This is a genomic window from Pseudomonas sp. 05N433 (assembly GCF_056396925.1).
The window spans coordinates 45,783-70,331 of the sequence record NZ_JBFTML010000002.1; the positions used below are offsets into that span (position 1 = coordinate 45,783).

Genomic DNA, 24,549 nt, shown 5'->3' on the forward strand with positions numbered 1-24,549 from the left:
GGGTCTATGTGAAGCGACTGACGTCTATGAGCCCTAAGAAGATTGATCTGCCAGCCAGGCTTCTCCATGGGCTGGTTCCGTGGCGTAACGCCATAACCTGGCGCATCGCCTTCTCCGGTGGTCTCGATTCCACCGTCCTGCTGCACGTTCTCGCACACCTCGCAAAAACCGAATCCTTGCCGGCGTTGACCGCCATTCACGTCCACCACGGCCTGCAGGCTGCGGCTGATGCGTGGCCGGAACATTGTCAGTCGGTCTGTGATGCGTTGGGTGTACCGCTGGAGGTTGTGCGTGTTCAGGTTGAGCGCGGCGCGAGCCTCGAGCGTGCGGCGCGGGATGCGCGTTACGGCGCCTTCATCGCGGCGACTCACGCCGGTGAAGTACTGCTCACAGGTCAGCACCGTGACGATCAAGCGGAAACCCTGTTGTTTCGGCTGATGCGCGGGGCAGGGGTGAGAGGTTTGTCGGGGATGCCGAGTGAGCGTCCTTTGGGGTGTGCGCATCTGCTGCGACCACTGCTTGATGTCACTCGCGCCGAGCTTGAGGCCTACGCCACTGAATATCAGCTGAACTGGATCGAAGATCCGTCGAATCAGGACCGGCAGTTCTCGCGCAATTACCTGCGTCATCAGGTGTTTCCCGTGTTGACCGCGCGCTGGCCGCAAGCAGTGGCGACCATGGCTCGCAGCGCTGCGCATCTGAGTGAGGCGCAGGGGTTGCTCGACGATCTGGCGCAAATTGATCTGGCCCAGGCCGGCACCGACAGTGATTTCGATTGGCTGGGGTTGCCGTCGCTGGAGCTGGCGCCCCTGGAAAAGCTCTCTGATGCACGCCAGCGCAATGCGCTGAGTCATTGGCTCAAACCGCTGACGTCTTTGCCGGACAGTGACCATTGGTCGGGTTGGCAGGATTTGCGCGATGCGACTGGCGATGCGCGTCCGGTCTGGCGATTGGCGGCGGGCGAACTGCATCGCGCTGGTGGGCGTCTCTGGTGGTTGTCAGTTGGATGGTTGCGCACTCCGCCATCCCCGGTGTCCTGGGCTGACCCCGCGGTATTGCTGGCGTTACCGGATAATGGCGTGCTCACACTCACCGGCCAGATCCCCGATGGCCCGTTGCAGATCCGCTATCGTGAGGGCGGCGAAGTCATGAATTTGCCCGATCGCGGTCACCGTGACTTGAAGCGTTTGCTCAACGAAAGGGGCGTGCCGGGCTTCGCCCGTGGCAGATTGCCGCTGGTCTACAGGGGCCAGCAATTGCTGGCGGTGGCGAACCTGCGGGGGCTGAATGGCAGTGAGCGCAGTGGCTGGTATTTGCATTGGCAGCCGCCGATCGAAGATCAAGGTTTGAGCTGAAAGGGGCTTTCCGGTAGACTACGCTCCCTTCTTGATACAACTTCTGTGGATTCGCCTGAATCGCAGCAGTTGCCGATTACCAAGCAGTCTTTGCTGGGCGATTCCAAAAAATGTGTAGCGAGCAACCTACCGGTGTTTCATCTTCCGGTCTGTCCCAACGCGGCGGTTTTTTTGAAAGGTGCACTGTGATTAATGCAGGTGATCGGGGGCTTCGGCCTTCCTTCGCTTTCCCCGGCGGCTCGGACCGCTTTAACGCAGACTTCTAGGGTTTTTCATGACGCGCTACATATTCGTCACGGGCGGTGTTGTTTCTTCATTGGGGAAAGGCATTGCCTCGGCTTCATTGGCGGCCATCCTGGAGGCGCGGGGACTTAAGGTCACCATGCTGAAGCTGGACCCGTACATCAACGTTGACCCGGGCACCATGAGCCCGTTCCAGCACGGTGAAGTGTTCGTCACCCACGACGGCGCCGAGACCGACCTGGACCTGGGCCACTACGAGCGGTTCATCCGCACGACCATGACCCAGAACAACAACTTCACCACTGGCCGTGTCTACGAACACGTCCTGCGCAAAGAGCGCCGTGGTGATTACCTGGGCGCAACCATTCAGGTGATCCCGCACATCACCGACGAAATCAAGCGCCGGATCATCAAGGGCGCTGGCGATGCCGACGTGGCCATGGTCGAGATCGGTGGCACCGTGGGTGACATCGAGTCGCAACCGTTCCTCGAGGCGATCCGTCAATTGCGTTTCGAAGTCGGCGCCAAGCGCGCGATGCTGATGCACCTGACACTGGTGCCGTACATCGCCACTGCCGGCGAAACCAAAACCAAGCCAACCCAGCACTCGGTCAAGGAGCTGCGCTCCATCGGCCTGCAGCCTGACGTGCTGGTGTGCCGCTCCGATCACCCGATCGACATTTCTTCGCGTCGCAAGATCGCGCAGTTCACCAACGTTGAAGAGCGTGCGGTGATTGCGCTGGAAGACGCCGACACCATCTACAAGATCCCGGGCATTCTGCACTCCCAGGGCCTGGATGATTTCGTCGTCGAGCGTTTCGGCCTGCAATGCGACAGCGCCGATCTGTCCGAGTGGGAAGCGGTGGTTGATGCCAAGCTGAACCCGGAGCACGAAGTCACCATCGCCATGGTCGGCAAGTACATGGAACTGCTGGACGCCTACAAGTCGCTGATCGAGGCGATGAGTCACGCTGGCATCAGCAACCGCACCAAGGTCAACCTGCGCTACATCGATTCCGAAGACATCGAAAACCAGGGCACCGCGCTGCTGGAAGGCGTCGACGCGATTCTGGTACCGGGCGGCTTCGGTCTGCGTGGTGTTGAAGGCAAGATCACTGCCGTTCAATACGCTCGCGAAAACAAGGTTCCATACCTGGGTATCTGCCTGGGCATGCAAGTGGCCGTTATCGAGTTCGCTCGTAACGTAATGGGCTGGAAAGATGCCAACTCCACTGAGTTCGATCGTACCAGCGGTCACCCGGTGGTGGGTCTGATCACCGAGTGGGAAGATGCCACCGGCGCCGTCGAAATCCGTACCGAATCGTCCGATCTGGGGGGCACCATGCGCCTTGGCGCTCAGGACTGCCTGCTTGAGCCAGGTTCCCTGGTGCACGATTGCTACGCCAAGGATGTGATCGTCGAGCGTCACCGTCATCGCTACGAAGTGAACAACAACCTGCTGCCGCAAATCATCGAGGCCGGCCTGAAAATCTCCGGTCGTTCCGGTGATGGCGCGCTGGTTGAAGTGGTTGAAGCACCGGATCACCCATGGTTCGTCGCTTGCCAGTTCCACCCAGAGTTCACCTCGACGCCACGCGACGGTCACCCGTTGTTCAGCGGTTTCGTTAAAGCCGCTTTGGCTCAACACCAGAAGAAGGCGTAATCCTGATGGCGCAGAAGATCATCCGCGTAGGCGATATCGAGATTGCCAACGACAAGCCAATGGTGCTGTTCGGTGGCATGAACGTGCTGGAAAGCCGTGACATGGCGATGCAGGTCTGCGAAGAGTACGTAAAGGTCACCGAAAAACTCGGTATCCCTTACGTGTTCAAGGCCAGTTTCGACAAGGCGAACCGTTCTTCTGTGACCTCTTATCGTGGCCCCGGGCTGGAAGAGGGCATGCGGATTTTCCAGGACATCAAGCAAGCCTTTGGCGTACCGATCATCACCGACGTCCACGAGCCTGATCAGGCCGCGGTCGTCGCTGAAGTCTGCGACATCATCCAGTTGCCGGCCTTCCTGTCGCGCCAGACCGATCTCGTGGTCGCGATGGCCAAGACCGGCGCGGTGATCAACATCAAGAAAGCCCAGTTCCTCGCGCCCCAGGAAATGAAACACATCCTGAACAAATGCGTGGAAGCCGGTAACGATCAGTTGATTCTCTGCGAGCGTGGTTCGAGCTTCGGCTACAACAATCTCGTGGTCGACATGCTCGGCTTCGGCATCATGAAGCAGTTCGAATATCCGGTGTTCTTCGACGTGACCCACGCGCTGCAAATGCCCGGCGGTCGCTCCGATTCCGCCGGCGGTCGTCGTGCCCAGGTCACTGACCTGGCCAAGGCCGGCATGAGCCAGTCGCTGGCCGGGCTGTTCCTCGAAGCCCACCCGGACCCGGACAACGCCAAATGCGACGGCCCTTGCGCCCTGCGTCTGGACAAACTGGAGCCATTCCTGGCCCAGCTCAAAGCACTGGACGAACTGGTGAAGAGTTTTCCGACGGTAGAAACCGCGTAAACCTCAATTCTCCGGTAAAGTACCGCACGGTTTAAATGCTCAGGCCCTCGGGCTTGAGCCTTATCGTCCGCAAGCCTGCCCGCTGTCTGTCACTTGCCGACGATAAAAGATTTCCTTCAGCTGCGTCGTTTTCGTCAACTTTGGAGTGTTTACAACAATGGCAAAAATCGTCGACATCAAAGGTCGTGAAGTTCTCGACTCCCGTGGCAATCCCACTGTGGAAGCAGACGTGCTTCTCGATAACGGCATCATCGGCAGCGCATGCGCGCCATCCGGTGCTTCCACTGGCTCGCGTGAAGCGCTCGAGCTGCGTGATGGCGACAAGAGCCGTTATCTGGGTAAAGGCGTGCTCAAGGCAGTAGCCAACATCAACGGTCCGATCCGCGACCTGTTGCTGGGCAAAGACCCAAGCGACCAGAAAGCGCTGGATCACGCGATGATCAAGCTCGATGGCACTGAGAACAAAGCGACCCTGGGCGCCAACGCGATCCTCGCCGTTTCCCTGGCCGCGGCCAAGGCAGCAGCACAGGACCAGGACCTGCCGCTGTACGCTCACATTGCCAACCTGAACGGTACCCCGGGTGTTTACTCGATGCCGGTTCCGATGATGAACATCATCAACGGTGGCGAGCACGCCGATAACAACGTCGACATCCAGGAATTCATGGTTCAGCCGGTTGGCGCCAAGTCTTTCTCGGAAGGTCTGCGCATGGGCACCGAGATTTTCCATCACCTCAAAGCCGTTCTGAAGGCCCGTGGCCTGAGCACTGCCGTTGGTGACGAAGGTGGTTTCGCGCCGAACCTGGCTTCCAACGAAGACGCTTTGAAAGTGATCTCCGAGGCCGTGGCCAACGCCGGTTACAAGCTGGGCACCGACGTGACCCTGGCCCTGGACTGCGCGGCCAGCGAATTCTATGAAGATGGCAAGTACAACCTGTCCGGCGAAGGCCAGGTGTTCACTGCTGAAGGTTTCGCCGACTACCTGAAAGGTCTGACCGAGCGTTACCCGATCATCTCCATCGAAGACGGTCTGGACGAGTCCGACTGGGCTGGCTGGAAAATCCTCACCGACAAGATCGGCGAGAAGACTCAGCTGGTAGGCGACGACCTGTTCGTGACCAACACCAAGATCCTGAAAGAAGGCATCGATAAAAAGATCGCCAACTCGATCCTGATCAAGTTCAACCAGATCGGCACCCTGACCGAAACCCTGGAAGCCATCCAGATGGCCAAGGCCGCTGGTTACACTGCCGTGATCTCGCACCGCTCCGGCGAAACCGAAGATTCGACCATTGCCGACCTGGCCGTGGGCACCTCGGCTGGCCAGATCAAGACCGGTTCGCTGTGCCGTTCCGACCGCGTTTCCAAGTACAACCAACTGCTGCGTATCGAAGAGCAGTTGAATGGCAAAGCCAAGTACAACGGCCGTAGCGAATTCCGCGGCTGAGTGGTAAACGATAAAAAGACACCGGATTGTGTCGGAAAAATCGCGACAGCGACGGATTTGCCACTAATCTGATGCCTTAAGAGCACAAGCCTGGTTCTTCCAGGCTTCGTGCTATCAGAAGCTTCAAAGTTTGGCATGGCTGTCTTTTTTCACTGGATACCTGATATTCGATGCGCAGTCCCAATTGGTTGTTCCTCGTCTTGCTCTTGCTGCTGGCCGGCCTGCAGTATCGCCTGTGGGTGGGTAATGGCAGTCTGGCGCAAGTGGCCGAGCTGAAGCAGCAGATTGCGGATCAGCACGCCGAGAACGAGGCGTTGCTGGAGCGCAATCGGGTGATGGACGCCGAAGTCAGTGAGTTGAAAAAGGGCATGGAGACCGTTGAAGAACGGGCTCGCCATGAGTTGGGCATGGTCAAGGATGGTGAAACCCTTTACCAGTTGGCCCAATGATTGAGTCGTTACCGGCCTTCTGGGCCGTGATTCCTGCCGCGGGCGTCGGTGCCCGTATGGCCGCGGACCGTCCCAAGCAATACTTGCAACTGGGCGGGCGCACTATTCTCGAACACAGCCTTGGCTGTTTCCTCGATCATCCTGCCCTGAAGGGGTTGGTGGTCAGTCTTGCCATCGACGATCCTTACTGGCCGAATCTGGCCTGTGCTGCCGATCCGCGTATTCAGCGGGTTGAAGGCGGCGCCGAGCGTTCCGGATCAGTGCTCAACGCCTTGCTGCATCTGCATGCCCAGGGCGCTGACGATGAGGATTGGGTGTTGGTTCACGATGCCGCGCGACCGAATCTGGCGCGCGATGATCTTGATAAATTGCTCAGTGAATTGGCTGACGACCCGGTGGGCGGCCTATTGGCGGTGCCTGCGCGCGACACCCTCAAACGGGTCGACAAGCACGGGCGTGTGCTGGAAACAGTGGATCGCAGTGTGATCTGGCAGGCTTATACACCGCAGATGTTTCGCCTTGGAGCATTGCATCGGGCGTTGGCGGATAGCCTGGTGGCGGATGCTGTCATCACCGATGAAGCCTCGGCGATGGAGTGGGCAGGTATGGCACCCCGTTTGATCGAAGGTCGATCCGACAACATCAAAGTCACTCGCCCCGAAGACCTTGAGTGGTTGCGCCAGCGCTGGGCGAACCGCCGTTAAAAGATCGCCGCCTATGCAGGCTGTGATCTTTTCTCTTAAACCCGATATTCCGGCCGTTCGGCCAACCCTTCCTTCAAATAATCCACTAACTTGCGTACTTTCGGTGACAGATGCCGCTGCTGTGGATAAAGCGCCCAAACCGCTGTGTTCGGCGGTTGGTGGGCTTCCAGCAGCGAGATCAATTCGCCGTTTTTCAGGTGCTCCAGCACGTAGTAATCCGGCAGCTGACACAATCCAACCCCTTGTAGCGCGGCATCCAGCACCGCCTGCCCACTGTTGCAGCGCCAGTTTCCCTGTACTCGCTGGGAAAATTCCCGCCCGTTCTGTTCCAGTTGCCAGATATCCGAGCTGCCGATGAGGCAGTTGTGGCGACTCAGTTCCGACAAACTGTGTGGGCGACCGTACCGTTCCAGGTAGGACGGCGAGGCGCACAGATACATGCGCCGTGGTGCCAAACGAGTCGCGACCAATCTTGAATCCTGCAGGCGGCCGAGGCGGATGGCCAGGTCCAGCCCTTCGTGCACCAGATCGAGCGGGCGGTTGCTCAGTTCGATGTCCACACGCAGTTGTGGATACAGCCCCATGAAGCGAGTCACCAGCGGCACAATGAATCGTTCGCCGTAGGCCACGGCGCAGGTCATGCGCAGCATGCCCTTGGGTTCGCTGGTCAGGTCGCCGACAGCGCGCAACGCTTCTTCGCGGCCGTCCTGCAAACGTTGGCAATGTTGCAGAAAGGTTTGCCCGGCTTCGGTCAGCGTGACCCGGCGGGTGCTGCGATAGAGCAAGCGGGTTTGCAGTCGCTCTTCCAGTCGTACGATTTGGCGACTGATGTGGGAGGAAGACACCCCAAGGCGTTCAGCCGCGGCGGTGAATTGGTTGCACTCTGCGACGGCGACGAACTCGTCGATGCCTTCCCAGCGGTTTTCGGACATCAGGATTATCCCTGCATGGCAATAATGTTTTGCTTTTGTCCCGATTATTCATCGTATGCCGCTGTATTACACTCCCTGTCTCGTTTTTATTCACTGGAGAGTCAGCATGATCAAGTCGCGCGCCGCCGTTGCCTTCGAGGCCAAGAAGCCCCTCGAGATCGTTGAAGTCGATGTCGCCATGCCCAAGGCGGGCGAAGTCCTGCTGCGCGTCGTCGCTTCCGGTGTCTGCCATACCGATGCCTACACCCTCTCGGGCGCGGACCCGGAAGGTATCTTCCCGTCGATCCTGGGCCACGAAGGTGGCGCGGTGGTCGAAGCGATCGGCGAGGGCGTGACCTCGGTTGCGGTGGGCGATCATGTGATCCCGCTGTACACCCCGGAATGTGGCAAGTGCAAATTCTGTCTGTCGGGCAAAACCAACCTCTGCCAGGCGATTCGTGCAACCCAGGGTAAAGGCCTGATGCCGGACGGCACTTCGCGCTTCTCCTACAAGGGCGAAACGATTTTCCACTACATGGGCACCTCGACGTTTTCCGAGTACACCGTGCTGCCGGAAATCTCCGTCGCCAAAATTCCTAAAGAAGCACCGCTGGAAAAAGTCTGCCTGCTGGGCTGTGGCGTCACCACCGGCATCGGCGCGGTGATCAACACTGCCAAGGTCAAGCCGGGTGATACCGTCGCTATCTTCGGCCTGGGTGGCATCGGACTGTCTGCCGTGATCGGCGCGGTCAAAGCCAAGGCTGGCCGGATCATCGCCATTGACATCAACCCGGCCAAGTTCGAAATCGCCAAGCAATTGGGCGCCACGGACTGCGTGAACCCGAAAGACTTCGATCGTCCGATTCAGGAAGTGATCGTCGACATGACCGATGGCGGCGTCGACTTCTCGTTCGAATGCATCGGCAACGTGCAGTTGATGCGTGCCGCACTTGAGTGCTGCCACAAAGGTTGGGGCGAGTCGGTCATCATCGGTGTGGCCGGCGCAGGCCAGGAAATCTCCACCCGTCCATTCCAGTTGGTCACCGGTCGCGTCTGGCGCGGTTCGGCGTTCGGTGGCGTGCGTGGCCGTACCGAGTTGCCAAGCTATGTCGAAATGGCCCAGACCGGCGAGATCCCGTTGGATACCTTCATCACCCACACCATGGGCCTGGAAGATATCAACAAGGCGTTTGACTTGATGCATGAAGGCAAAAGCATCCGTAGCGTCATTCATTTCTGAGGTCGCTTATGAGCCTGGAAAATATCTCCTGCCAGAAAAGCTTCGGCGGCTGGCACAAGCGCTACCGGCACCGCTCCGACGTGCTCGGTTGCGACATGGTGTTTGCCGTGTACCTGCCGCCGCAAGCGGAGCAGGGCGGTAAACTGCCAGTGTTGTACTGGTTGTCTGGCCTGACCTGTACCGACGAGAACTTCATGCAGAAGGCCGGTGCCATGCGCATGGCTGCCGAGCTGGGGCTGATTATCGTCGCACCGGACACCAGCCCACGCGGTCCCGAAGTGCCGGGCGATCCGGATGGTGCCTGGGACTTCGGTCTCGGTGCCGGTTTTTATCTGAATGCCACGCAGGAACCGTGGTCGCGGCACTATCGGATGCATGACTATGTCGTGCAGGAATTGCCGGCATTGGTTGAGGCGCATTTCCCGGCATCGGAAAAGCGTGGCATCAGCGGCCACTCCATGGGTGGTCACGGTGCGCTGGTCTGCGCCTTGCGCAATCCGGGGCGTTACCAGTCGGTGTCGGCGTTCTCGCCGATCAACAATCCGATCGATTGCCCATGGGGGCAGAAAGCCTTTTCCCGCTACTTGGGGGAAGACCGGTCGAAATGGCGCGAGTGGGATGCCTGTGCATTGATCGCCGAAGCCGACGAGAAACTGCCGCTGCTGGTGGATCAGGGTGATCGCGACGATTTCCTCGCCACCCAGCTCAAGCCAGAAGCCCTGCAACAGGCGGCGAAACTTGCCGGTCATCCGCTGACGTTGCGTTTGCAACCCGGCTACGACCACAGTTATTTCTTCATCGCGAGTTTCATCGACGACCACTTGCAGCATCACGCGCGCGCTCTAAGCGCCTAATGTCTGACAAAGCAGGTAGAATCACGCCCTGACAAAAATCGGGGCGTTTTTTTATGCGTATTGGCCACGGCTATGATGTGCACCGTTTCGGTGAAGGCGATTTCATCACGTTGGGCGGTGTGCGGATTGCACACAGCTTCGGGCTGCTTGCCCATTCCGACGGTGATGTCCTGCTGCACGCCTTGAGCGATGCGTTGCTCGGCGCTGCCGCGCTGGGTGATATCGGCAAGCATTTTCCGGACACCGATCCGCAATTCAAGGGCGCCGACAGCCGCGCGCTGTTGCGTCATGTCGTCGCACTGATCCACGCCAAGGGCTGGAAAGTCGGCAACGTCGATAACACCATCGTCGCCCAGGCCCCGAAAATGGCCCCGCATATCGAATCGATGCGCGCGCTGATTGCCGCGGATCTTCAAGTTGAGTTGGATCAAGTGAACGTGAAAGCTACCACCACCGAAAAGCTTGGCTTTGTCGGTCGCGAAGAAGGTATTGCCGTGCACTCCGTTGCCTTGTTGCTGCGCGCATGAACGAGGCGCAATTGCTCGGCCCACGGGCCTACGGTGACGCTCTCGGCAGCGCGGTGCTGAAAGCCACGGCGGAAGATTTCCAGGTTGATGAAGTCCTCGATATTCCCCTGAGTGGCGATGGCGAACACCTATGGATCTGGGTGGAAAAGCGCGGTCTGAATACCGAAGAAGCGGCACGGCGGATTGCCAAGGCTGYGGGCGTGCCATTGCGTACCGTCAGCTACGCTGGCCTCAAGGACCGTCAGGCGTTGACTCGCCAGTGGTTCAGCGTGCAACTGCCCGGCAAGGCTGATCCAGATCTGTCGGCAGCGGAAAACGACACGCTGAAAATTCTCAAGACCGGTCGGCACAGACGCAAGCTGCAACGCGGTGCCCATTCGGCCAACGGTTTCACGTTGCGCCTGACTCAATTCGCTGGCGACAAGGCCGCGATCGAAGAGCGTCTGCAACTGATCGCCAGGCAAGGTATTCCCAATTATTTCGGCGCCCAGCGTTTCGGGCATGACGGCGGCAACGTCGTCGACGCCCGTGCCTGGGCTGCGCGCAAGGCCCTGCCGGAACAACGCAATGTGCGTTCGCGCCTGCTCTCCACTGCGCGTAGTTTTCTGTTTAATCAGGTGCTGGCGGCACGCGTCGCCGATGGTACTTGGCAGCGTGCTCAGGTCGGCGATCTGCTGGCGTTCACTGACAGCCGCAGTTTCTTCCCGGCAGGTGAAGCCGAGTGCAGTGACCCGCGTCTGGCGATTCTCGACTTGCACCCGACCGGCCCACAGTGGGGCGAAGGTGACTCGCCGGCGTCGGGGGCTGTCCATGAACTGGAGCAGGCAATCGCCGCGCGCGAAGCGGATCTGCGCGATTGGTTGATTAACGCCGGTATGAGCCACGAACGTCGCATCCTGCGGCTGCCCATTGGCGGGTTGACGTGGCATTATCCCGAGCCTGACATTCTGCAACTGGAATTCGTCCTCCCGGCCGGATGCTTCGCCACCGTATTGGTGCGTGAACTCGTCGATCTGGTGCCGGTGGGGCAGACGGACAGCCCATGCGTATTCTGATTTCTAACGACGATGGGGTAACCGCACCCGGTCTCGCCGCGCTTTATGCTGCGCTGGCGGATTACACCGAATGCGTGGTTATCGCCCCGGACCAGGACAAAAGCGGCGCCAGCAGCTCGCTGACGCTCGACCGTCCGTTGCACCCGCATACCTTGGCCAATGGCTTTATCAGCCTCAACGGAACGCCTACCGATTGCGTGCACCTGGGCCTTAACGGCTTGCTGGAGTTTGAACCGGACATGGTGGTTTCCGGTATTAACCTGGGTGCGAACCTGGGGGACGACGTGCTGTATTCCGGTACTGTGGCGGCGGCCCTTGAGGGACGTTTCCTGGAGCGTCCTTCGTTTGCCTTTTCGTTTGTCTCACGGCAAGTGGAGAACCTTCCCACGGCGGCCTATTTTGCGCGCAAACTGGTAGAGGCCCACGCGGACCTCGATCTGCCACCGCGCACGGTACTGAACGTGAACATTCCCAACTTGCCGCTGGAGCATATCCGCGGTATCCAGCTGACCCGCCTGGGCCATCGCGCCCGCGCCGCTGCGCCGATAAAAGTGGTCGATCCGCGTGGTAAATCCGGTTACTGGATCGCTGCGGCGGGTGACGCCGAAGATGGCGGCCCGGGCACTGATTTCCATGCGGTGATGCAAGGCTATGTTTCAATCACGCCACTGCAACTGGATCGCACCTTTAATGATGCCTTCAGAAGTCTCGATGGCTGGCTGGAGGGGCTGCGCTAATGGCTCGTGAACAAGACGATATTCTGCACCGCGGCATCGGGATGACCTCCCAGCGGACCCGTGAGCGTCTGATTCAGCGCCTCTATGAAGAAGGGGTGTCCAACGCCAAGGTGCTGGAAGTCATCCGCCGCACACCGCGTCACCTGTTCGTCGATGAGGCGCTGGCCCACCGCGCTTATGAAGATACGGCGCTACCGATTGGCCATAACCAGACCATCTCCCAGCCTTATATGGTGGCGCGCATGAGCGAGCTGCTGCTGGAAGCCGGCCCGTTGGACAAGGTGCTGGAAATCGGTACTGGTTCGGGTTACCAGACAGCGGTGCTGTCGCAACTGGTCGAGCGGGTTTTTTCCGTCGAGCGCATCAAGGTTCTGCAAGATCGAGCCAAGGAGCGCCTGGTGGAGCTGAACCTGCGCAATGTGGTATTTCGCTGGGGCGATGGCTGGGAAGGCTGGCCGGCGCTGGCGCCTTACAACGGCATCATTGTGACCGCCGTGGCCACCGACGTGCCTCAGGCGCTGCTTGATCAATTGGCACCGGGCGGGCGATTGGTGATTCCGGTCGGCTCTGGTGAAGTTCAACAATTGATGCTGATCATCCGTGAAGAACAAGGCTTTTCCAGGCGTGTTCTGGGGGCAGTGCGCTTTGTGCCACTACTCAACGGGCCGCTGGCCTGAGCATTTGTTTCAACGTGCTGAATTCTCTTCGATTGCCCGGGTCTTACAGCGGCATCGATGGGTTAAACAGAATTCATCATCAGGCAGCAAACGTGTGCGTGAAGCGAATCCGCTTCATTAAAGGTAAAGCCTGTTCGGCCCGTTATACTTGCGACATTTCGTGCCGAAACACGGCAATTCATATTTTCAGCCACCACAAAGGGAGCGGCGGGTGAGTCTCACAGTCGTTGCGCAGCGAATGGGTATAACGAGCTTTCAGCGTCTGGTGACTGGTCTTGTCTTGAGTACCTTGCTGGTCGGTTGCTCCAGCACCAAATCGAGTAGCGCGGGAGTTGTCGATCGCAACAACGCGGTCGCCCAGCGTCCGGCCGTAACCACCGGCCAGTACATTGTTCGACCCAAGGACACGTTGTTTTCCATCGCCTTTCGCTACGGCTGGGACTACAAAGCCCTCGCGGCAAGGAACAACATTCCTACGCCTTACACGATCCATCCGGGTCAGACGATTCGCTTCGACGGTCGCAACGATTCAACGCCGGCAGCGGTGGTGAGTTCGTCCAGTTCCTCGCCTTCGTCGTCGAGCAAAACCACGGTAATTCGGCGTCAGGCAAATGGCACAACGACCAGTACAACGGTGCTCGCACCGTCCGTCGCCAGCAAACCGGCACCCGCTCCACTGCCTCCTGCCGGTCCGGCCCCGACGGGCTGGGGGTGGCCTTCTAATGGCATTCTGATTGGAAAATTCTCTTCAAACGGTAGTTTGAATAAAGGAATTGATATCGCCGGAGATTTGGGACAGCCTGTTTTAGCTGCGTCTGATGGGACGGTGGTATACGCCGGGAGTGGCTTAAGGGGCTACGGCGAATTAGTCATCATCAAACACAGCGATACCTACGTCAGTGCCTACGGTCACAACCGCAGGCTGTTGGTTCGGGAGGGGCAGCAGGTCAAAGTCGGACAGACAATTGCCGAAATGGGGTCAACGGGTACAGACCGGGTGAAACTGCATTTTGAGATTCGCCGACAAGGTAAACCTGTAGATCCGCTGCAGTTCCTGCCACGTCGTTGATTTGTTAGCCAAGCCTGTTCCGTCACGTAGAGGGAACAGGCTCCAGCGTTGCCAGGGATCAAGGCGCCGCTTGAGCTTGAGGTCGAACTCACCAAAGGACTATAACAATGGCTCTCAGTAAAGAAGTGCCGGAGTTTGACATCGACGATGAGGTTCTCCTTATGGAGACCGGCATCGCAATGGATTCGATGTCGAATGATGAAGGGGATGCACCACCTTCCGTTCGTGCCAAATCCAGACACTCCGCTTCGTTAAAGCAACACAAGTACATCGACTACACCCGGGCACTCGATGCCACGCAGCTGTACCTCAATGAAATCGGCTTTTCCCCATTGCTCTCCCCGGAAGAAGAAGTTCATTTTGCACGCCTGTCGCAAAGTGGTGATCCGGCCGGACGCAAGCGCATGATTGAAAGCAACCTGCGGCTGGTGGTGAAAATCGCCCGGCGTTACGTCAATCGTGGGCTGTCGCTGCTGGACCTGATCGAAGAGGGTAACCTCGGCCTGATCCGGGCAGTGGAAAAGTTCGATCCAGAACGCGGCTTCCGCTTTTCGACCTACGCCACCTGGTGGATTCGTCAGACCATCGAACGCGCGATCATGAATCAGACCCGGACCATCCGGCTACCTATTCATGTGGTCAAAGAGCTCAACGTGTACTTGCGGGCTGCGCGGGAGCTGACTCAAAAGCTCGACCATGAACCCTCACCCGAAGAAATTGCCAACCTGCTGGAGAAACCGGTAGGCGAGGTCAAGCGCATGCTTGGCCTGAACGAGCGGGTTTCTTCGGTCGACGTCTCGCTGGGTCCGGATTCGGATAAAACCCTGCTGGACACCCTGACCGACGACCGCCCGACCGATCCATGTGAACTGTTGCAGGATGACGACCTGTCGCAGAGCATCGATCAATGGCTTTCGGAGCTGACCGACAAGCAACGCGAGGTGGTCGTACGCCGCTTCGGCTTGCGAGGTCACGAGAGCAGTACGCTTGAAGATGTCGGCCTGGAAATCGGCCTTACCCGGGAGCGGGTCAGGCAAATCCAGGTTGAAGGCCTCAAGCGTCTTCGGGAGATTCTCGAGAAAAACGGCCTGTCGAGTGAGTCGCTGTTCCAATAAGCCATTCGCTCAACCGTCAACCAAAAGCCCCGACTGGTTCGGGGCTTTTGGTTGTCGGCAAGATGAGAGAGGCGCGTTGGTATTGGCGCCACCTCAGGTTTGTAGTCTCGTGGTGTAAGTCTTTGCTTACTCTTTCGTAAGTGTTCATTATTTTTACACCCTGGTAGTTGTCTATTCGAAGGATGCTGTATTTATAAGCTATTGATTTATATGATTATTTTATTGAGTTAACAGCATATTACAGATGATTTCAGTCATGGAGGCCGATTGCTCTTGGTGGGGAATCCTCTAGTATTTGAACTGTGTCGACGGATAGACACGCCCTTCAAGGAAGAGGGGAACGGACATCGCAGGATGCGATTCATCAGGACGATGAAAAGGAACACATGGAATAGGGAAAAAATGTGGGCGGGTCAAACCGCCCCTTTTTTTTGCCTGCAGAAAAGCAAAAAGGCCCGCAAGGGGCCTTTTCGGGAACGCGAGGGAAATCAGCGTTCGAGGTGTTCGATCTTGCCTGGCTTGCCATCCCATTCAGCGGAATCGGGCAATGGGTCTTTCCGTTCAGTGATGTTTGGCCATACCTCGGCCAATTCCATGTTCAGCTGAATGAAGTTTTCCATACCGGCGGGAACTTCATCTTCAGAGAAGATGGCCACGGCAGGGCATTCTGGTTCGCWCAGTGCGCAGTCGATGCACTCATCCGGGTGAATCACCAGGAAGTTCGGGCCTTCGTAAAAGCAGTCCACCGGACAGACTTCTACGCAGTCGGTGTACTTGCACTTGATGCAGTTGTCGGTGACGACGAAGGTCATTTCTAATTTTCTCCTCAGGCGGCGGCAGCGGAGCCCCTTCAGGACGGGGTCGCCAGGTTCGGGAGCGATAGTCTGCAGGCCAGGCTATGAGCCTGCAGCATCCCAAACCGCGCGAGATTCTAACAGCTTGCAGGCAAGTGCGTTAGATCCGTGTCTTTAATGTATAGAGCATTTCCAACGCCCTGCGTGGTGTCAGGTCATCCAGATCAAGTTTGGCCAGTTCATCCAGCACCGGGTGCGGCAGGCTGGCGAACATGTCGCTCTGCTGCGGCGCAACGGATTTGCCTTTGGCCGGCGTCGGCACTTCATGGGGCAGCGCCGTGGATTCCAGCCGGCTCAAGTGTTCACGGGCACGCACGATCACTTCGCTCGGCACCCCGGCCAACTGTGCAACCGCCAGGCCATAGCTCTGGCTGGCAGGCCCAGGCAGAACGTGGTGCAGGAACACGATGCGTTCGTTGTGCTCGGTGGCATTGAGGTGCACGTTGGCTACTAGCGGCTGGGCTTCCGGCAGCACCGTCAGCTCGAAATAGTGCGTGGCGAACAGTGTATAGGCCCGCAGTTGTGCCAGACGCTCGGCCGCGGCCCACGCCAGGGACAGGCCGTCGAAGGTGCTGGTGCCGCGACCGACTTCGTCCATCAGCACCAGGCTGCGCTCGGTGGCGTTGTGCAGGATGTTCGCGGTTTCGCTCATTTCGACCATGAAGGTCGAACGCCCGCCCGCCAGGTCGTCGCTGGAACCGATCCGGGTGAAGATCCGGTCGACCAGGGACAATTCGCAACTGGCCGCCGGCACGAAGCTACCGATGTGCGCCAGCAGCACGATCAACGCGGTCTGGCGCAKRTAGGTGGATTTACCGCCCATGTTCGGACCGGTGATCACCAGCATGCGGGTGCTGTCATCGAGGCTCAGGTCGTTGGCCACGAACGGTGTGGTGAGTACTTGCTCGACCACCGGGTGACGACCCTGGCTGATGCGCATGCATGGCTCGCTGACGAAGCGCGGGCAGTTCAGGTCCAGATTCAGTGCACGCTCGGCGAGGTTGCTCAGCACGTCCAGCTCGGCCAGTGCGGCAGCGGTGTCCTGCAAGGGCGGCAATTGAGCGATCAGGTCTTCGAGCAGTGCTTCGTAGAGCATCTTCTCGCGCGCCAGGGCACGGCTCTTGGCCGACAGCGCCTTGTCTTCGAACGCTTTCAGTTCCGGGGTGATGAAGCGCTCGGCACCCTTGAGGGTCTGGCGACGGATATAGTCTGCCGGTGCCGATTCGGCCTGCTTGCTCGGCAACTCAATGAAGTAACCGTGAATGCGGTTGTAACCCACTTTCAGGTTGGCCAGGCCGGTGCGGGCCTTCTCCCGGGCTTCCAGATCGATCAGGAACTGCCCGGCGTTTTCGCTGAGCGATTGCAGCTCGTCGAGTTCGCTGTCGTAACCGGTTTTCAACACGCCGCCGTCACGGATCACCGCTGGCGGGTTGTCGATGATGGCTTTTTCCAGCAGCGCCGCGAGTTCCGGATAGGTGCTGGTGGTCGTCGCCAATTGCATGATGTGCGGAGCTTCAAGCTCGGCCATCGCCACCTGCAACTCTGGCAGTGCGCCGAGGGCATCGCGCAGGCGCGCCAGGTCACGAGGACGGGCATTGCGCAGGCCGATCCGCGCCAGAATCCGCTCGATGTCGCCGATTTCCTTGAGCTGCGGCTGCAATTTCTCGAAACGATAACGGTCCAGCAGGCAGGTGATCGACGTCTGGCGTGCCAGTAGTACCGTCAAATCCCGCAGCGGACGGTTCAGCCAGCGGGTCAGCAAACGGCTGCCCATGGCGGTCTGGCAGCGGTCGACCACCGATTGCAACGTGTTGTCGCGACCACCGGCCAGGTTGGTATCCAGTTCCAGGTTGCGCCGGCTGGCGCCGTCCAGCACCACGGTGTCGTCCAGGCGTTCATGACGCAGGCTGCGCAAATGCGGCAGGGCGGTGCGCTGGGTTTCCTTGGCGTAGCTGAGCAGGCAGCCAGCAGCGCCGATGGCCAGGGTCAGGTTCTCGCAGCCGAAGCCTTTCAGGTCCTGAGTGGAAAACTGCTGGCAAAGACTTTTCAGCGCCGAGTCGCGCTCGAAATCCCACGGCGCACGGCGACGAACCCCACGGCGTTTTTCCGCCGGCAAATCCTTCGGCCAGTCATCCGGGATCATCAGCTCCACCGGGTTGACCCGCTCCAGTTCCGCCAGCAGGTTTTCCCAGCCTTTGATCTCCAGCACCGTGAAGTTGCCGCTGGTGATATCGAGCACAGCCAGGCCGAACAGACGCTCGTCACCCAGCACCGCCGCGATCAGGTTGTCCCGGCGCTCATCCAGCAGGGCTTCATCGCTGACCGTGCCGGGCGTGATGATCCGCACCACCTGACGATCCACCGGCCCTTTGCTGGTGGCCGGGTCGCCGACCTGCTCACAGATCACCACCGATTCGCCGAGCTTCACCAGTTTCGCCAGGTAACCTTCCGCAGCGTGGTAAGGAATCCCACACATCGGAATCGCCTGACCCGCCGATTGCCCACGAGCCGTCAGGGTGATGTCCAGCAACTTGGCGGCCTTCTTCGCGTCTTCATAGAAGATCTCGTAGAAGTCGCCCATGCGATAGAACATCAGCTGGTCGGGGTGCTGGTTCTTCAGGCGCCAGTATTGCTGCATCATTGGCGTGTGGGAGGACAGATCGGAAATTGCTTTATTCATCAGATGGTTGGGCGGCTATATTGAAATTTGTGGGGCAAAAATGGGGCAAAAGAAATAGACATGCGCTTTGTTAACGGCGCTGCCATTCTGAGCTACAGTTGAGGAAAGGTTACCACGGCAGGCTATCTGTAGGTCCTCACATGAGGCGGAATGGCGTTGGTCGGGTGCAGGCGTAAGCCATTGACTATCAGTGGTGCGGTGCGTAAATTTCGCAACGTTGCGCGCTTGGAAAATGTTTACCCTGGCCCATTTTTTTCGCTACGTGAGCCAAGGTAAGCATTTTAATCGGTCTGTGGCGCGTCATGCGTAGCCAAGAGACTGTGGCAAAGGATAGCCGTTACAGGAGGACTTTATGTCCGTTCCGAATAGCAAAGGTGAAGAGATCACCGCTCGTATCGAGGCCCTCTCGAAACGTTCCGAAGTAACCCCGTTCGAAGTGCGTTCACTGAAAAAAGATATCGAGAAGTTGATATCGGTTAACGCAGCTGAAGCATACATGTTGGGTGGGATGCTGGCTGCAATAACGGGGGATTATGCTGAGTCTAAAGAGCTTCATGAAAAGTCTTTGCGTCTAGTTGCTGATGTCGTTGGTTACTTTAACTTCGGTGTCTCAATGAAGACTGTAGGTGATTTGACTTTGGCAAAGAAAATGTTTGATAAGACTTCCGAGCTCGTTCCTGGTGATCAAGAACTTCTCGTTCATCGCTTGCAGACGATGGCATTTTTGCTTGATTATAATACTCTCGACTCGATAGTTGCGGATTTCAAGAAGGCAAATTCAACATTTGACATAGAAGCGCTTAAGGCGGTCCAAGATGCTCGAGAGTTTATTGGGCGAGTTGGTGAACACGGTATTTCCTTAGAACAAATTAGTAAGGTTGGGCTTCATATTGAACATGCCTTGATGAGGCATGGGTTAAGTACTACGCATATGGTCGAAAAGGTTTCGAGCTTTGACGGTGTTAGTCATATATATATAGAGCTTAACGTTGATGCGAATAGTGCAAGCCAATTGGTGGAAGTGAATGAGTATCTGATGGATCTGATTCTTGAGGATTCGGCTATTGTAGATTGGGATAAGATCGTGGTTAACGTTGTTCGGCGCGAGCATATGCAGGCGAGTGCAAATGTAGAACACAGTGCCGCGTAAAAGGGAGCATTTATGAGCGTTGTATATAGGGATTTTCTCAGCGAAGCTAAAGATTTTCTTTCCGCCTCGCCGATTTCAGAGATACGTGTTAGAAGTTGTATTTCGCGCGGTTACTATGCTCTTTACCACTCGGCGTTGAGTCACGCTAATGGTATTCATGTGCCTCCAATCAGTAGCCATTCTGGGCCTGTTCATAAGAATTTAAGAGCCTTCTATATTGATAATCTCTATTCAGATAAAGCCCTTCAATCAAAAATGAAGCGCGTGGGGTACTCCCTGAAAGTGTTGCACGAATCACGATGCAAGGCGGACTATGATCTTGTTTCGCACCTGTCATCTATGGAAGGTGATGCTTTCGTACAGCGTTGCGAGCTAGCCATTGAGCTAGTAGAGGCTCTTGAGGCTAGCAAAGCTGCTTGAGATTTAGCCTTTCTATTGTTTTCTAGATAGTCCCCAGCTCTTTTGGGGACTTATAGCCCCTCCATTTCGCATGCGCCCTCCTACTAACATATCGAGATGTTTATGCCCTGTTGTTTCGCAATGAGGGCTAAGTTTTCGCGGGCGGTCAGACACCAACACGCATAGGCGTGCCGCGTCTGATAAGGTCGACGGGGGGGAATTTCCGAACGCTTCTGGACGACAGCCCACTTGGTGTTCCAGGATGGGGGGATATTCCAAAGGTTAATGATTTTATTTCTGGTTTGTGTTGTTGTTGATAGCAACGAGGTGACTGTTTCGTTGCGACTTTCGTAGCGGTTCATGTACACCTCGATCAGCCTTCCCGCTGTACAGAAGGTACGTTGGCTGCAGCAAAGCTTCGTGCTATGAATACGCCATCAAGATTTCAGGTAGGGTTTTCTGTGAAAGACATTTTCGCTAGTCATTTCGCTTCGGACGACGAAAGGCGCAGCAAAATTTGGAGGGAGTGTTTCTTTGTTTTTGATACGAACGTTCTGACTTCAGTTTATAAACGCTCCGATCACGCTCGGGATGCATTTTATAAAATTGTGCGTTCCTTAGGAGATCGTCTGTGGATACCTTACCAAGTCGGGTTTGAGTTTTTAGATAACAGGGCGAAGATCGCTCATGATCAAGCGCAGCTTTATGCTGATGCGGCTGCGACATTGCAGTCATTTCTTGACAGCCTTGATGTCGCTACTCGTCATCCTTTTTTATCCAAAGAACTACATAACGATTTTGTTGATGTTTCACAAAGGGTGATTGATGAATTAGAAGATAAGATGGGGTTTCATCGTTCGAGACTGACTGATGATGACGTGAAGCTGGAAGTTGCCGAACTTTTATCGGGTAAGGTTGGGCGTAAGTATGATGAGGCAGAGCTGAGGCTTATCGTTAAGGAGGGTGAAGTTAGATATGCGAATCTAATACCTCCAGGCTTTCAGGATGTGAGTAAATATAAGAACTCCCCTGTGTTTGGTGAGGTCTGTAAGCGATATGGTGATCTGATAATTTGGAAGCAGGTAATAGAGAAGGCCAAAGAGTTGGGGCAACCAGTTATTATGGTTACAGAGGAGCAGAAAGAAGATTGGTGGGAAAAGTGTGGAGGTAGAATTATTGGGCCTCTGCCGCAGCTGATTGAGGAATTTAATATTGAGGCTGGTCAGGATTTCTATCTTTATAGCTATCACTCATTTTTGAATTATGCGAATGAATATCTTGAGCAGAATACATCTGTTGAGGTGATAGAGGAAGTTAGAGATGCTGCTATTATTGAAGAGGCTGCGGCTTCTGGTTCTCTAAGTGATTTGCCTTGGAATGTAGTCGATCCTCAAGACTCTGATCTGTTGACTCAGCAGATTATTAGCTGTCAGGAGCTTTTGAGGCAGGCGACAAGAGATAGGTTGCAGGCGCGAATTGGTATTAATAACGGCAATGCTAGAAAAACTCCCGAAGGTAAATCGAAAAATGCGATCTATCGAGCTCGGGAGCGTGCGGCGGAAGCGCGTATGGAAGACTTGAAACGAAAAATCAATGAGTTAGAGATGCTTGTTTTGGCTCAGTTTGATGAGGACGTGTCGCTGAATTACCCGCGTTCCTGACGGAGTTCAAATTGTTCCAAATGTGCTGGAGTTCCATGGGCGACTCGTCGTCCATCCACTTGGCATACACTTCAACGAGCATAGTGAAGTCTTTGTGGCCCATTTGCTTCGCGATAAATGCTAAATTTCCGCGAGCAGTTAAACACCAGCAGGCGTATGTATGGCGGGTCTGATACGGACGACGTGGGCGAATCCCCGAACGCTTTTGAATGGCTGCCCATTTCGTGTTCCAGGCCGTGGGGACAAACCAATGATTAATGATTTTTTTTCGGGCTTGTGTCGTTGGGGACAGCAGGGGGGTGACGGTTTCGATGCGGCTTTCGTGGCGATTCATGTACACCTCGATCTCGCGCGGTTCATGATCGGCCACCAACTCCATTAGAGTTTTGAAGGCCTCGACTGCTGGCGGCATCAGAAGTACTGCTCGGGGCTTTCCGGTCTTGGGTACTTTAAATGTCCCGTTCGCCGTGATTGCCCTGGTGATGTTGATCTGTCCAGCAGTCAGGTCGATATCTTCGACTGCTAGCGCGCACATCTCACCCGGACGAAGCCCCGTGAAAACCGCAATGGTGATCGCTGCAGAGTCCTGCGGATGTAGGCATCCTTTACTGAGCAGCTGTTCGAACTCGCCCTTAGTCAATGGATCTGGTTCGCGCCCGTTCATCGCGAATCGAATGCAGGCTGCAGACAGACCTTTGCGGCAGTACCCATTGTTTTCGCACCATGCCAAGAAACCCGAAAATGTAGCCAGGTAATGATTCGCCGTCGAAGGTGCCCGTGTAGAGATCAGTTGTGTTCTGAGGTGCTGGATATCTTCAGGTAAAAGAATCCCTGCCAGTCGGTCTGGCCCCAGTAGCTCGGTGCAGATATCCAGTGCATATCCATATTTCTCCTCGGTCATCGGGGTGATATCGACAGCCTTCAGCGGTTTGTAACGGTCCATTAGCGCGGCCAGGCGTTCGTCTTTTACATTGCTGTAGTTGGTCGCATTCTTCGAGTTGGGAAAGTGCCGGCTGTAATCAAAGCGACCTGTCTTGATCTCATGAGTGATCGCCGCCCTCAGTAGGGCGGCATGTTTGATGTTGGCTTTGGTGACCGGTAGGCCGAGGGATTCGCGGCATCGGACTCGCCGCCACATGAACACAACGCGGATGTTGCCGCCGTGTACTTCGATCCCTTTGTGTTTGGCCAACTCGTCTTCTAGGCCGCTTCCTGCGGTGCGCTTTCGGCCCACTTGTCGTACTCCGTCATATTGATTGCGATGCGACCGTCCGGCGTTTTGCGCCAGATCCGGCCTTGAGCCCATGTGCCGTTCTTCACTTTGTGGCGAATGGCGTCTTCGCTGTAGCCCGTGAGTTCTGAGGCACGGTTGATCATTACCCAGCGTGGAAGACTCATTGCTGTTGCTCCCCTGCGCGCCGTGCRATGCCCTCGGCTTGGCGCTGCTTGCTGCATCTTTGGTGGTTGCCGTGTGCCCGTGACTTTTCGCATTTGTCACAGATGACGTTCAGGTCGAGGGGCGGCATTTGTCCGTTGCGTATTCGGACTGTTCGGCGAAGGGCTGTCATGCCGCATCTTCCTGGGTTAGCGGTTCCAGAAAGCTCGCCATGGTCAGAGCCTTGTCGCGCAGGTAGAGTGAATCCCGTTCAAGCTTTTTACCGGTCTTAAAGGCACTGAATGTTTCGGCTGCGATTCGCAGTTTTTCGGCAATATCCAGCAAGGTCTGATGGTGTTCTTCACTGAGCGCTTTGCTGTCCCTGAGCCTTTTGCAATGCTGGGCAAGGTGCTGGTGATCGGCTCGTATGAACTGAAGGGACGCTTCAAGTTCGCGGATGGTTTTGGCGCTTTCGGCGCGTTGATTGTTGATACCTTCATCAATGCCTTCGATGCGGCCGTCAGCCAAGCCGCCTCGATAGCCGACCCAGTAGAGCAAGGCCGCCGCAATGATGATGCTGATCAGTGCGCAGATTTGAATTGCAGTCATGTGCTGTGTACCTCGGTAGAGCCCGCCGCCGGGATCGTTGGTGAGAGGCCGGCAGCGGGTTGTCGCTATGTGGGAGTAGTTACGCGCTGAAGGTGCCCAGGGTCAGGGTTGCGGCGCCGCCGACTTCTTTGGCGAGCGTCGTTTTGAATTCCTGGGCGATTTCTTCGACCTGCTGCTCTTCGCCCGCCCAGCGAAGTTTCAGGGTCGGTTTGTCATCGCCGGTTAGGATGCTGAGTTTCAGCGTGAACACGCGGGTAGCCAGACCGTCGTATGGGATCAGCGAGAAGTGCAGGGCTTCGACCCGAGTCTCTGCGCTGGCGGCTTCGATGCTGTCCATCGCGCTGCGGGCTGCGCCGAAGTTGTGCTCGCTGCTGGTCGCCGAACTTCGCGCCTCGATGGTGATATTGCGCACGCTGGCCACCGCAGCACTGATAGGCATGGTGCCGCCGCCTTCTTTCACGGCGACTAAGTTCAGGTGCCAGTCTTCGATCCATTCAGCCAGGTCGCGCTGACTGAGTCTCTTGCCGGCGATTTGCTGGAGGGCTTTGTAGGCTGCGGTCGGCTTGAGTTTCAGTGTCGCCACGTCATCCGCGTGACCCGGCGCTGCATCGGTTCCGAGGTTGAAAAAGACCTTGCAGCTCATGTCGTCCTGATCGACAAAGCCTCTGGCTGCTAGGCCCGTGCGAGAAATCGTGTATTCAGCGAAGTCGCGCAGACTGTTGGTGTACAGCGCGCCACGGAAGCGAGAGCGCAACGCCTGGTACTTTTCAAGGTTATGGATCTGAACATTGTCCGGCAGCGCAGTTACAGGGATGAGCGTTGCAGGTAGGGAGCTGGCTGCATGTGCTTGGGCGACAATGAGTTCGAGCGTGTCTTTAGCGAGTGGCATTGGTGCTTCCTTTTTGGTGAGAGGATTTGGTGCTG

At 56.8% G+C, this 24,549-nt stretch carries 24 protein-coding genes; 17 read left to right on the forward strand and 7 right to left on the reverse strand.

The window, feature by feature from the left end:
- The first annotated feature begins 26 nt into the window (after positions 1-26).
- From tilS to ispD, 6 genes are all read left to right on the forward strand, one after another.
- The gene (tilS, locus tag AC1DIS_RS00990) at positions 27-1,355 is read left to right on the forward strand and encodes a tRNA lysidine(34) synthetase TilS (protein WP_477748756.1); all 1,329 of its coding nucleotides are present in this window, start codon (positions 27-29) and stop codon (positions 1,353-1,355) included.
- 274 nt (positions 1,356-1,629) lie between these two features.
- Positions 1,630-3,261, forward strand: a complete 1,632-nt coding sequence (locus AC1DIS_RS00995; RefSeq protein WP_026286489.1) for a CTP synthase — start codon at positions 1,630-1,632, stop codon at positions 3,259-3,261.
- Between the two features lie 5 nt (positions 3,262-3,266).
- Positions 3,267-4,112, forward strand: a complete 846-nt coding sequence (gene kdsA, locus AC1DIS_RS01000; RefSeq protein ID WP_015093773.1) for a 3-deoxy-8-phosphooctulonate synthase — start codon at positions 3,267-3,269, stop codon at positions 4,110-4,112.
- 157 nt (positions 4,113-4,269) lie between these two features.
- The gene (eno, locus tag AC1DIS_RS01005; RefSeq protein ID WP_007940523.1) at positions 4,270-5,559 is read left to right on the forward strand and encodes a phosphopyruvate hydratase; all 1,290 of its coding nucleotides are present in this window, start codon (positions 4,270-4,272) and stop codon (positions 5,557-5,559) included.
- 170 nt (positions 5,560-5,729) lie between these two features.
- Positions 5,730-6,008: a cell division protein FtsB gene (gene ftsB / locus AC1DIS_RS01010; RefSeq protein ID WP_007907178.1), complete on the forward strand. Its 279-nt coding sequence runs from the start codon at positions 5,730-5,732 to the stop codon at positions 6,006-6,008.
- Positions 6,005-6,712: a 2-C-methyl-D-erythritol 4-phosphate cytidylyltransferase gene (gene ispD, locus AC1DIS_RS01015; protein ID WP_019581012.1), complete on the forward strand. Its 708-nt coding sequence runs from the start codon at positions 6,005-6,007 to the stop codon at positions 6,710-6,712. Before ftsB ends, ispD begins: the two co-directional genes overlap by 4 nt.
- Before the next feature lie 35 nt (positions 6,713-6,747).
- On the opposite strand, the gene AC1DIS_RS01020 is transcribed toward ispD, so the two are convergent.
- Entirely contained in the window at positions 6,748-7,644 is an 897-nt protein-coding gene (locus AC1DIS_RS01020; RefSeq protein ID WP_018927003.1) for a LysR substrate-binding domain-containing protein, read from the reverse strand.
- A gap of 106 nt (positions 7,645-7,750) precedes the next feature.
- Here AC1DIS_RS01020 and AC1DIS_RS01025 point away from each other — a divergent pair, with 106 nt between their 5' ends.
- From AC1DIS_RS01025 to rpoS, 8 genes are all read left to right on the forward strand, one after another.
- Positions 7,751-8,863 carry an S-(hydroxymethyl)glutathione dehydrogenase/class III alcohol dehydrogenase gene (locus AC1DIS_RS01025; protein ID WP_007907184.1) on the forward strand — a complete coding sequence of 371 codons (1,113 nt, stop codon included), beginning with the start codon at positions 7,751-7,753 and terminating at the stop codon, positions 8,861-8,863.
- 8 nt (positions 8,864-8,871) lie between these two features.
- A complete protein-coding gene (fghA, locus tag AC1DIS_RS01030; RefSeq protein WP_064620040.1) occupies positions 8,872-9,717 on the forward strand; it encodes an S-formylglutathione hydrolase in 846 nt (281 codons plus the stop codon).
- Positions 9,718-9,770: 53 nt separating this feature from the next.
- The gene (ispF, locus tag AC1DIS_RS01035; protein WP_018927000.1) at positions 9,771-10,244 is read left to right on the forward strand and encodes a 2-C-methyl-D-erythritol 2,4-cyclodiphosphate synthase; all 474 of its coding nucleotides are present in this window, start codon (positions 9,771-9,773) and stop codon (positions 10,242-10,244) included.
- The gene (gene truD, locus AC1DIS_RS01040; RefSeq protein ID WP_477780719.1) at positions 10,241-11,299 is read left to right on the forward strand and encodes a tRNA pseudouridine(13) synthase TruD; all 1,059 of its coding nucleotides are present in this window, start codon (positions 10,241-10,243) and stop codon (positions 11,297-11,299) included. Before ispF ends, truD begins: the two co-directional genes overlap by 4 nt.
- Complete coding sequence (gene surE / locus AC1DIS_RS01045) at positions 11,287-12,036, forward strand: 5'/3'-nucleotidase SurE (protein WP_018926998.1); 750 nt, start codon at positions 11,287-11,289, stop codon at positions 12,034-12,036. Before truD ends, surE begins: the two co-directional genes overlap by 13 nt.
- A 41-nt stretch (positions 12,037-12,077) precedes the next feature.
- The gene (locus AC1DIS_RS01050) at positions 12,078-12,713 is read left to right on the forward strand and encodes a protein-L-isoaspartate(D-aspartate) O-methyltransferase (RefSeq protein WP_173861137.1); all 636 of its coding nucleotides are present in this window, start codon (positions 12,078-12,080) and stop codon (positions 12,711-12,713) included.
- Positions 12,714-12,924: 211 nt separating this feature from the next.
- Positions 12,925-13,782: a peptidoglycan DD-metalloendopeptidase family protein gene (locus AC1DIS_RS01055; protein ID WP_026286488.1), complete on the forward strand. Its 858-nt coding sequence runs from the start codon at positions 12,925-12,927 to the stop codon at positions 13,780-13,782.
- A gap of 107 nt (positions 13,783-13,889) precedes the next feature.
- Entirely contained in the window at positions 13,890-14,897 is a 1,008-nt protein-coding gene (rpoS, locus tag AC1DIS_RS01060; protein WP_007940534.1) for an RNA polymerase sigma factor RpoS, read from the forward strand.
- 488 nt (positions 14,898-15,385) lie between these two features.
- Here rpoS and fdxA read toward each other — a convergent pair whose 3' ends face one another.
- Both fdxA and mutS read right to left on the reverse strand, forming a co-directional pair.
- Complete coding sequence (gene fdxA, locus AC1DIS_RS01065; protein ID WP_477780720.1) at positions 15,386-15,709, reverse strand: ferredoxin FdxA; 324 nt, start codon at positions 15,707-15,709, stop codon at positions 15,386-15,388.
- A gap of 142 nt (positions 15,710-15,851) precedes the next feature.
- Positions 15,852-18,419, reverse strand: coding sequence for a DNA mismatch repair protein MutS (mutS, locus tag AC1DIS_RS01070; protein ID WP_477780727.1), 2,568 nt, complete (start codon positions 18,417-18,419; stop codon positions 15,852-15,854).
- 364 nt (positions 18,420-18,783) lie between these two features.
- Between mutS and AC1DIS_RS01075 the strand changes: the two genes are divergently transcribed.
- The 3 genes from AC1DIS_RS01075 (at position 18,784) to AC1DIS_RS01085 (ending at position 21,641) form a co-directional block, all read left to right on the forward strand.
- Entirely contained in the window at positions 18,784-19,581 is a 798-nt protein-coding gene (locus AC1DIS_RS01075; RefSeq protein WP_477743281.1) for a hypothetical protein, read from the forward strand.
- A gap of 12 nt (positions 19,582-19,593) precedes the next feature.
- The gene (locus tag AC1DIS_RS01080) at positions 19,594-20,001 is read left to right on the forward strand and encodes a hypothetical protein (RefSeq protein WP_477743282.1); all 408 of its coding nucleotides are present in this window, start codon (positions 19,594-19,596) and stop codon (positions 19,999-20,001) included.
- Positions 20,002-20,441: 440 nt separating this feature from the next.
- Positions 20,442-21,641, forward strand: a complete 1,200-nt coding sequence (locus tag AC1DIS_RS01085; protein ID WP_477743283.1) for a PIN-like domain-containing protein — start codon at positions 20,442-20,444, stop codon at positions 21,639-21,641.
- Here AC1DIS_RS01085 and AC1DIS_RS01090 read toward each other — a convergent pair.
- From AC1DIS_RS01090 to AC1DIS_RS01105, 4 genes are all read right to left on the reverse strand, one after another.
- Positions 21,571-22,875 carry an Arm DNA-binding domain-containing protein gene (locus AC1DIS_RS01090; RefSeq protein WP_477743284.1) on the reverse strand — a complete coding sequence of 435 codons (1,305 nt, stop codon included), beginning with the start codon at positions 22,873-22,875 and terminating at the stop codon, positions 21,571-21,573. The genes AC1DIS_RS01085 and AC1DIS_RS01090 overlap by 71 nt on opposite strands.
- Positions 22,842-23,039 (reverse strand): hypothetical protein, encoded by a 198-nt coding sequence (locus tag AC1DIS_RS01095; protein WP_056856218.1) that lies wholly within the window; start codon positions 23,037-23,039, stop codon positions 22,842-22,844. The genes AC1DIS_RS01090 and AC1DIS_RS01095 overlap by 34 nt, the downstream gene beginning before the upstream one ends.
- Positions 23,040-23,205: 166 nt before the next feature.
- Positions 23,206-23,625 carry a hypothetical protein gene (locus AC1DIS_RS01100; RefSeq protein ID WP_477743285.1) on the reverse strand — a complete coding sequence of 140 codons (420 nt, stop codon included), beginning with the start codon at positions 23,623-23,625 and terminating at the stop codon, positions 23,206-23,208.
- Positions 23,626-23,704: 79 nt separating this feature from the next.
- Positions 23,705-24,514: a DUF2303 family protein gene (locus AC1DIS_RS01105; protein WP_477743286.1), complete on the reverse strand. Its 810-nt coding sequence runs from the start codon at positions 24,512-24,514 to the stop codon at positions 23,705-23,707.
- Positions 24,515-24,549 lie beyond the last annotated feature (35 nt).

Coding starts and splice junctions, on each gene's coding strand:
- rpoS (WP_007940534.1), top strand. CDS start 13,890: ATGGCTCTCAGTAAAGAAGTGCCGGAGTTTGACATCGACGATGAGGTT.
- AC1DIS_RS01080 (WP_477743282.1), top strand. CDS start 19,594: ATGAGCGTTGTATATAGGGATTTTCTCAGCGAAGCTAAAGATTTTCTT.
- ispD (WP_019581012.1), top strand. CDS start 6,005: ATGATTGAGTCGTTACCGGCCTTCTGGGCCGTGATTCCTGCCGCGGGC.
- AC1DIS_RS01050 (WP_173861137.1), top strand. CDS start 12,078: ATGACCTCCCAGCGGACCCGTGAGCGTCTGATTCAGCGCCTCTATGAA.
- AC1DIS_RS01095 (WP_056856218.1), bottom strand. CDS start 23,039: ATGAGTCTTCCACGCTGGGTAATGATCAACCGTGCCTCAGAACTCACG.
- kdsA (WP_015093773.1), top strand. CDS start 3,267: ATGGCGCAGAAGATCATCCGCGTAGGCGATATCGAGATTGCCAACGAC.
- ispF (WP_018927000.1), top strand. CDS start 9,771: ATGCGTATTGGCCACGGCTATGATGTGCACCGTTTCGGTGAAGGCGAT.
- AC1DIS_RS01100 (WP_477743285.1), bottom strand. CDS start 23,625: ATGACTGCAATTCAAATCTGCGCACTGATCAGCATCATCATTGCGGCG.
- eno (WP_007940523.1), top strand. CDS start 4,270: ATGGCAAAAATCGTCGACATCAAAGGTCGTGAAGTTCTCGACTCCCGT.
- AC1DIS_RS00995 (WP_026286489.1), top strand. CDS start 1,630: ATGACGCGCTACATATTCGTCACGGGCGGTGTTGTTTCTTCATTGGGG.
- tilS (WP_477748756.1), top strand. CDS start 27: ATGAGCCCTAAGAAGATTGATCTGCCAGCCAGGCTTCTCCATGGGCTG.
- AC1DIS_RS01025 (WP_007907184.1), top strand. CDS start 7,751: ATGATCAAGTCGCGCGCCGCCGTTGCCTTCGAGGCCAAGAAGCCCCTC.
- ftsB (WP_007907178.1), top strand. CDS start 5,730: ATGCGCAGTCCCAATTGGTTGTTCCTCGTCTTGCTCTTGCTGCTGGCC.
- surE (WP_018926998.1), top strand. CDS start 11,287: ATGCGTATTCTGATTTCTAACGACGATGGGGTAACCGCACCCGGTCTC.
- AC1DIS_RS01020 (WP_018927003.1), bottom strand. CDS start 7,644: ATGTCCGAAAACCGCTGGGAAGGCATCGACGAGTTCGTCGCCGTCGCA.
- fghA (WP_064620040.1), top strand. CDS start 8,872: ATGAGCCTGGAAAATATCTCCTGCCAGAAAAGCTTCGGCGGCTGGCAC.
- AC1DIS_RS01105 (WP_477743286.1), bottom strand. CDS start 24,514: ATGCCACTCGCTAAAGACACGCTCGAACTCATTGTCGCCCAAGCACAT.
- AC1DIS_RS01075 (WP_477743281.1), top strand. CDS start 18,784: ATGTCCGTTCCGAATAGCAAAGGTGAAGAGATCACCGCTCGTATCGAG.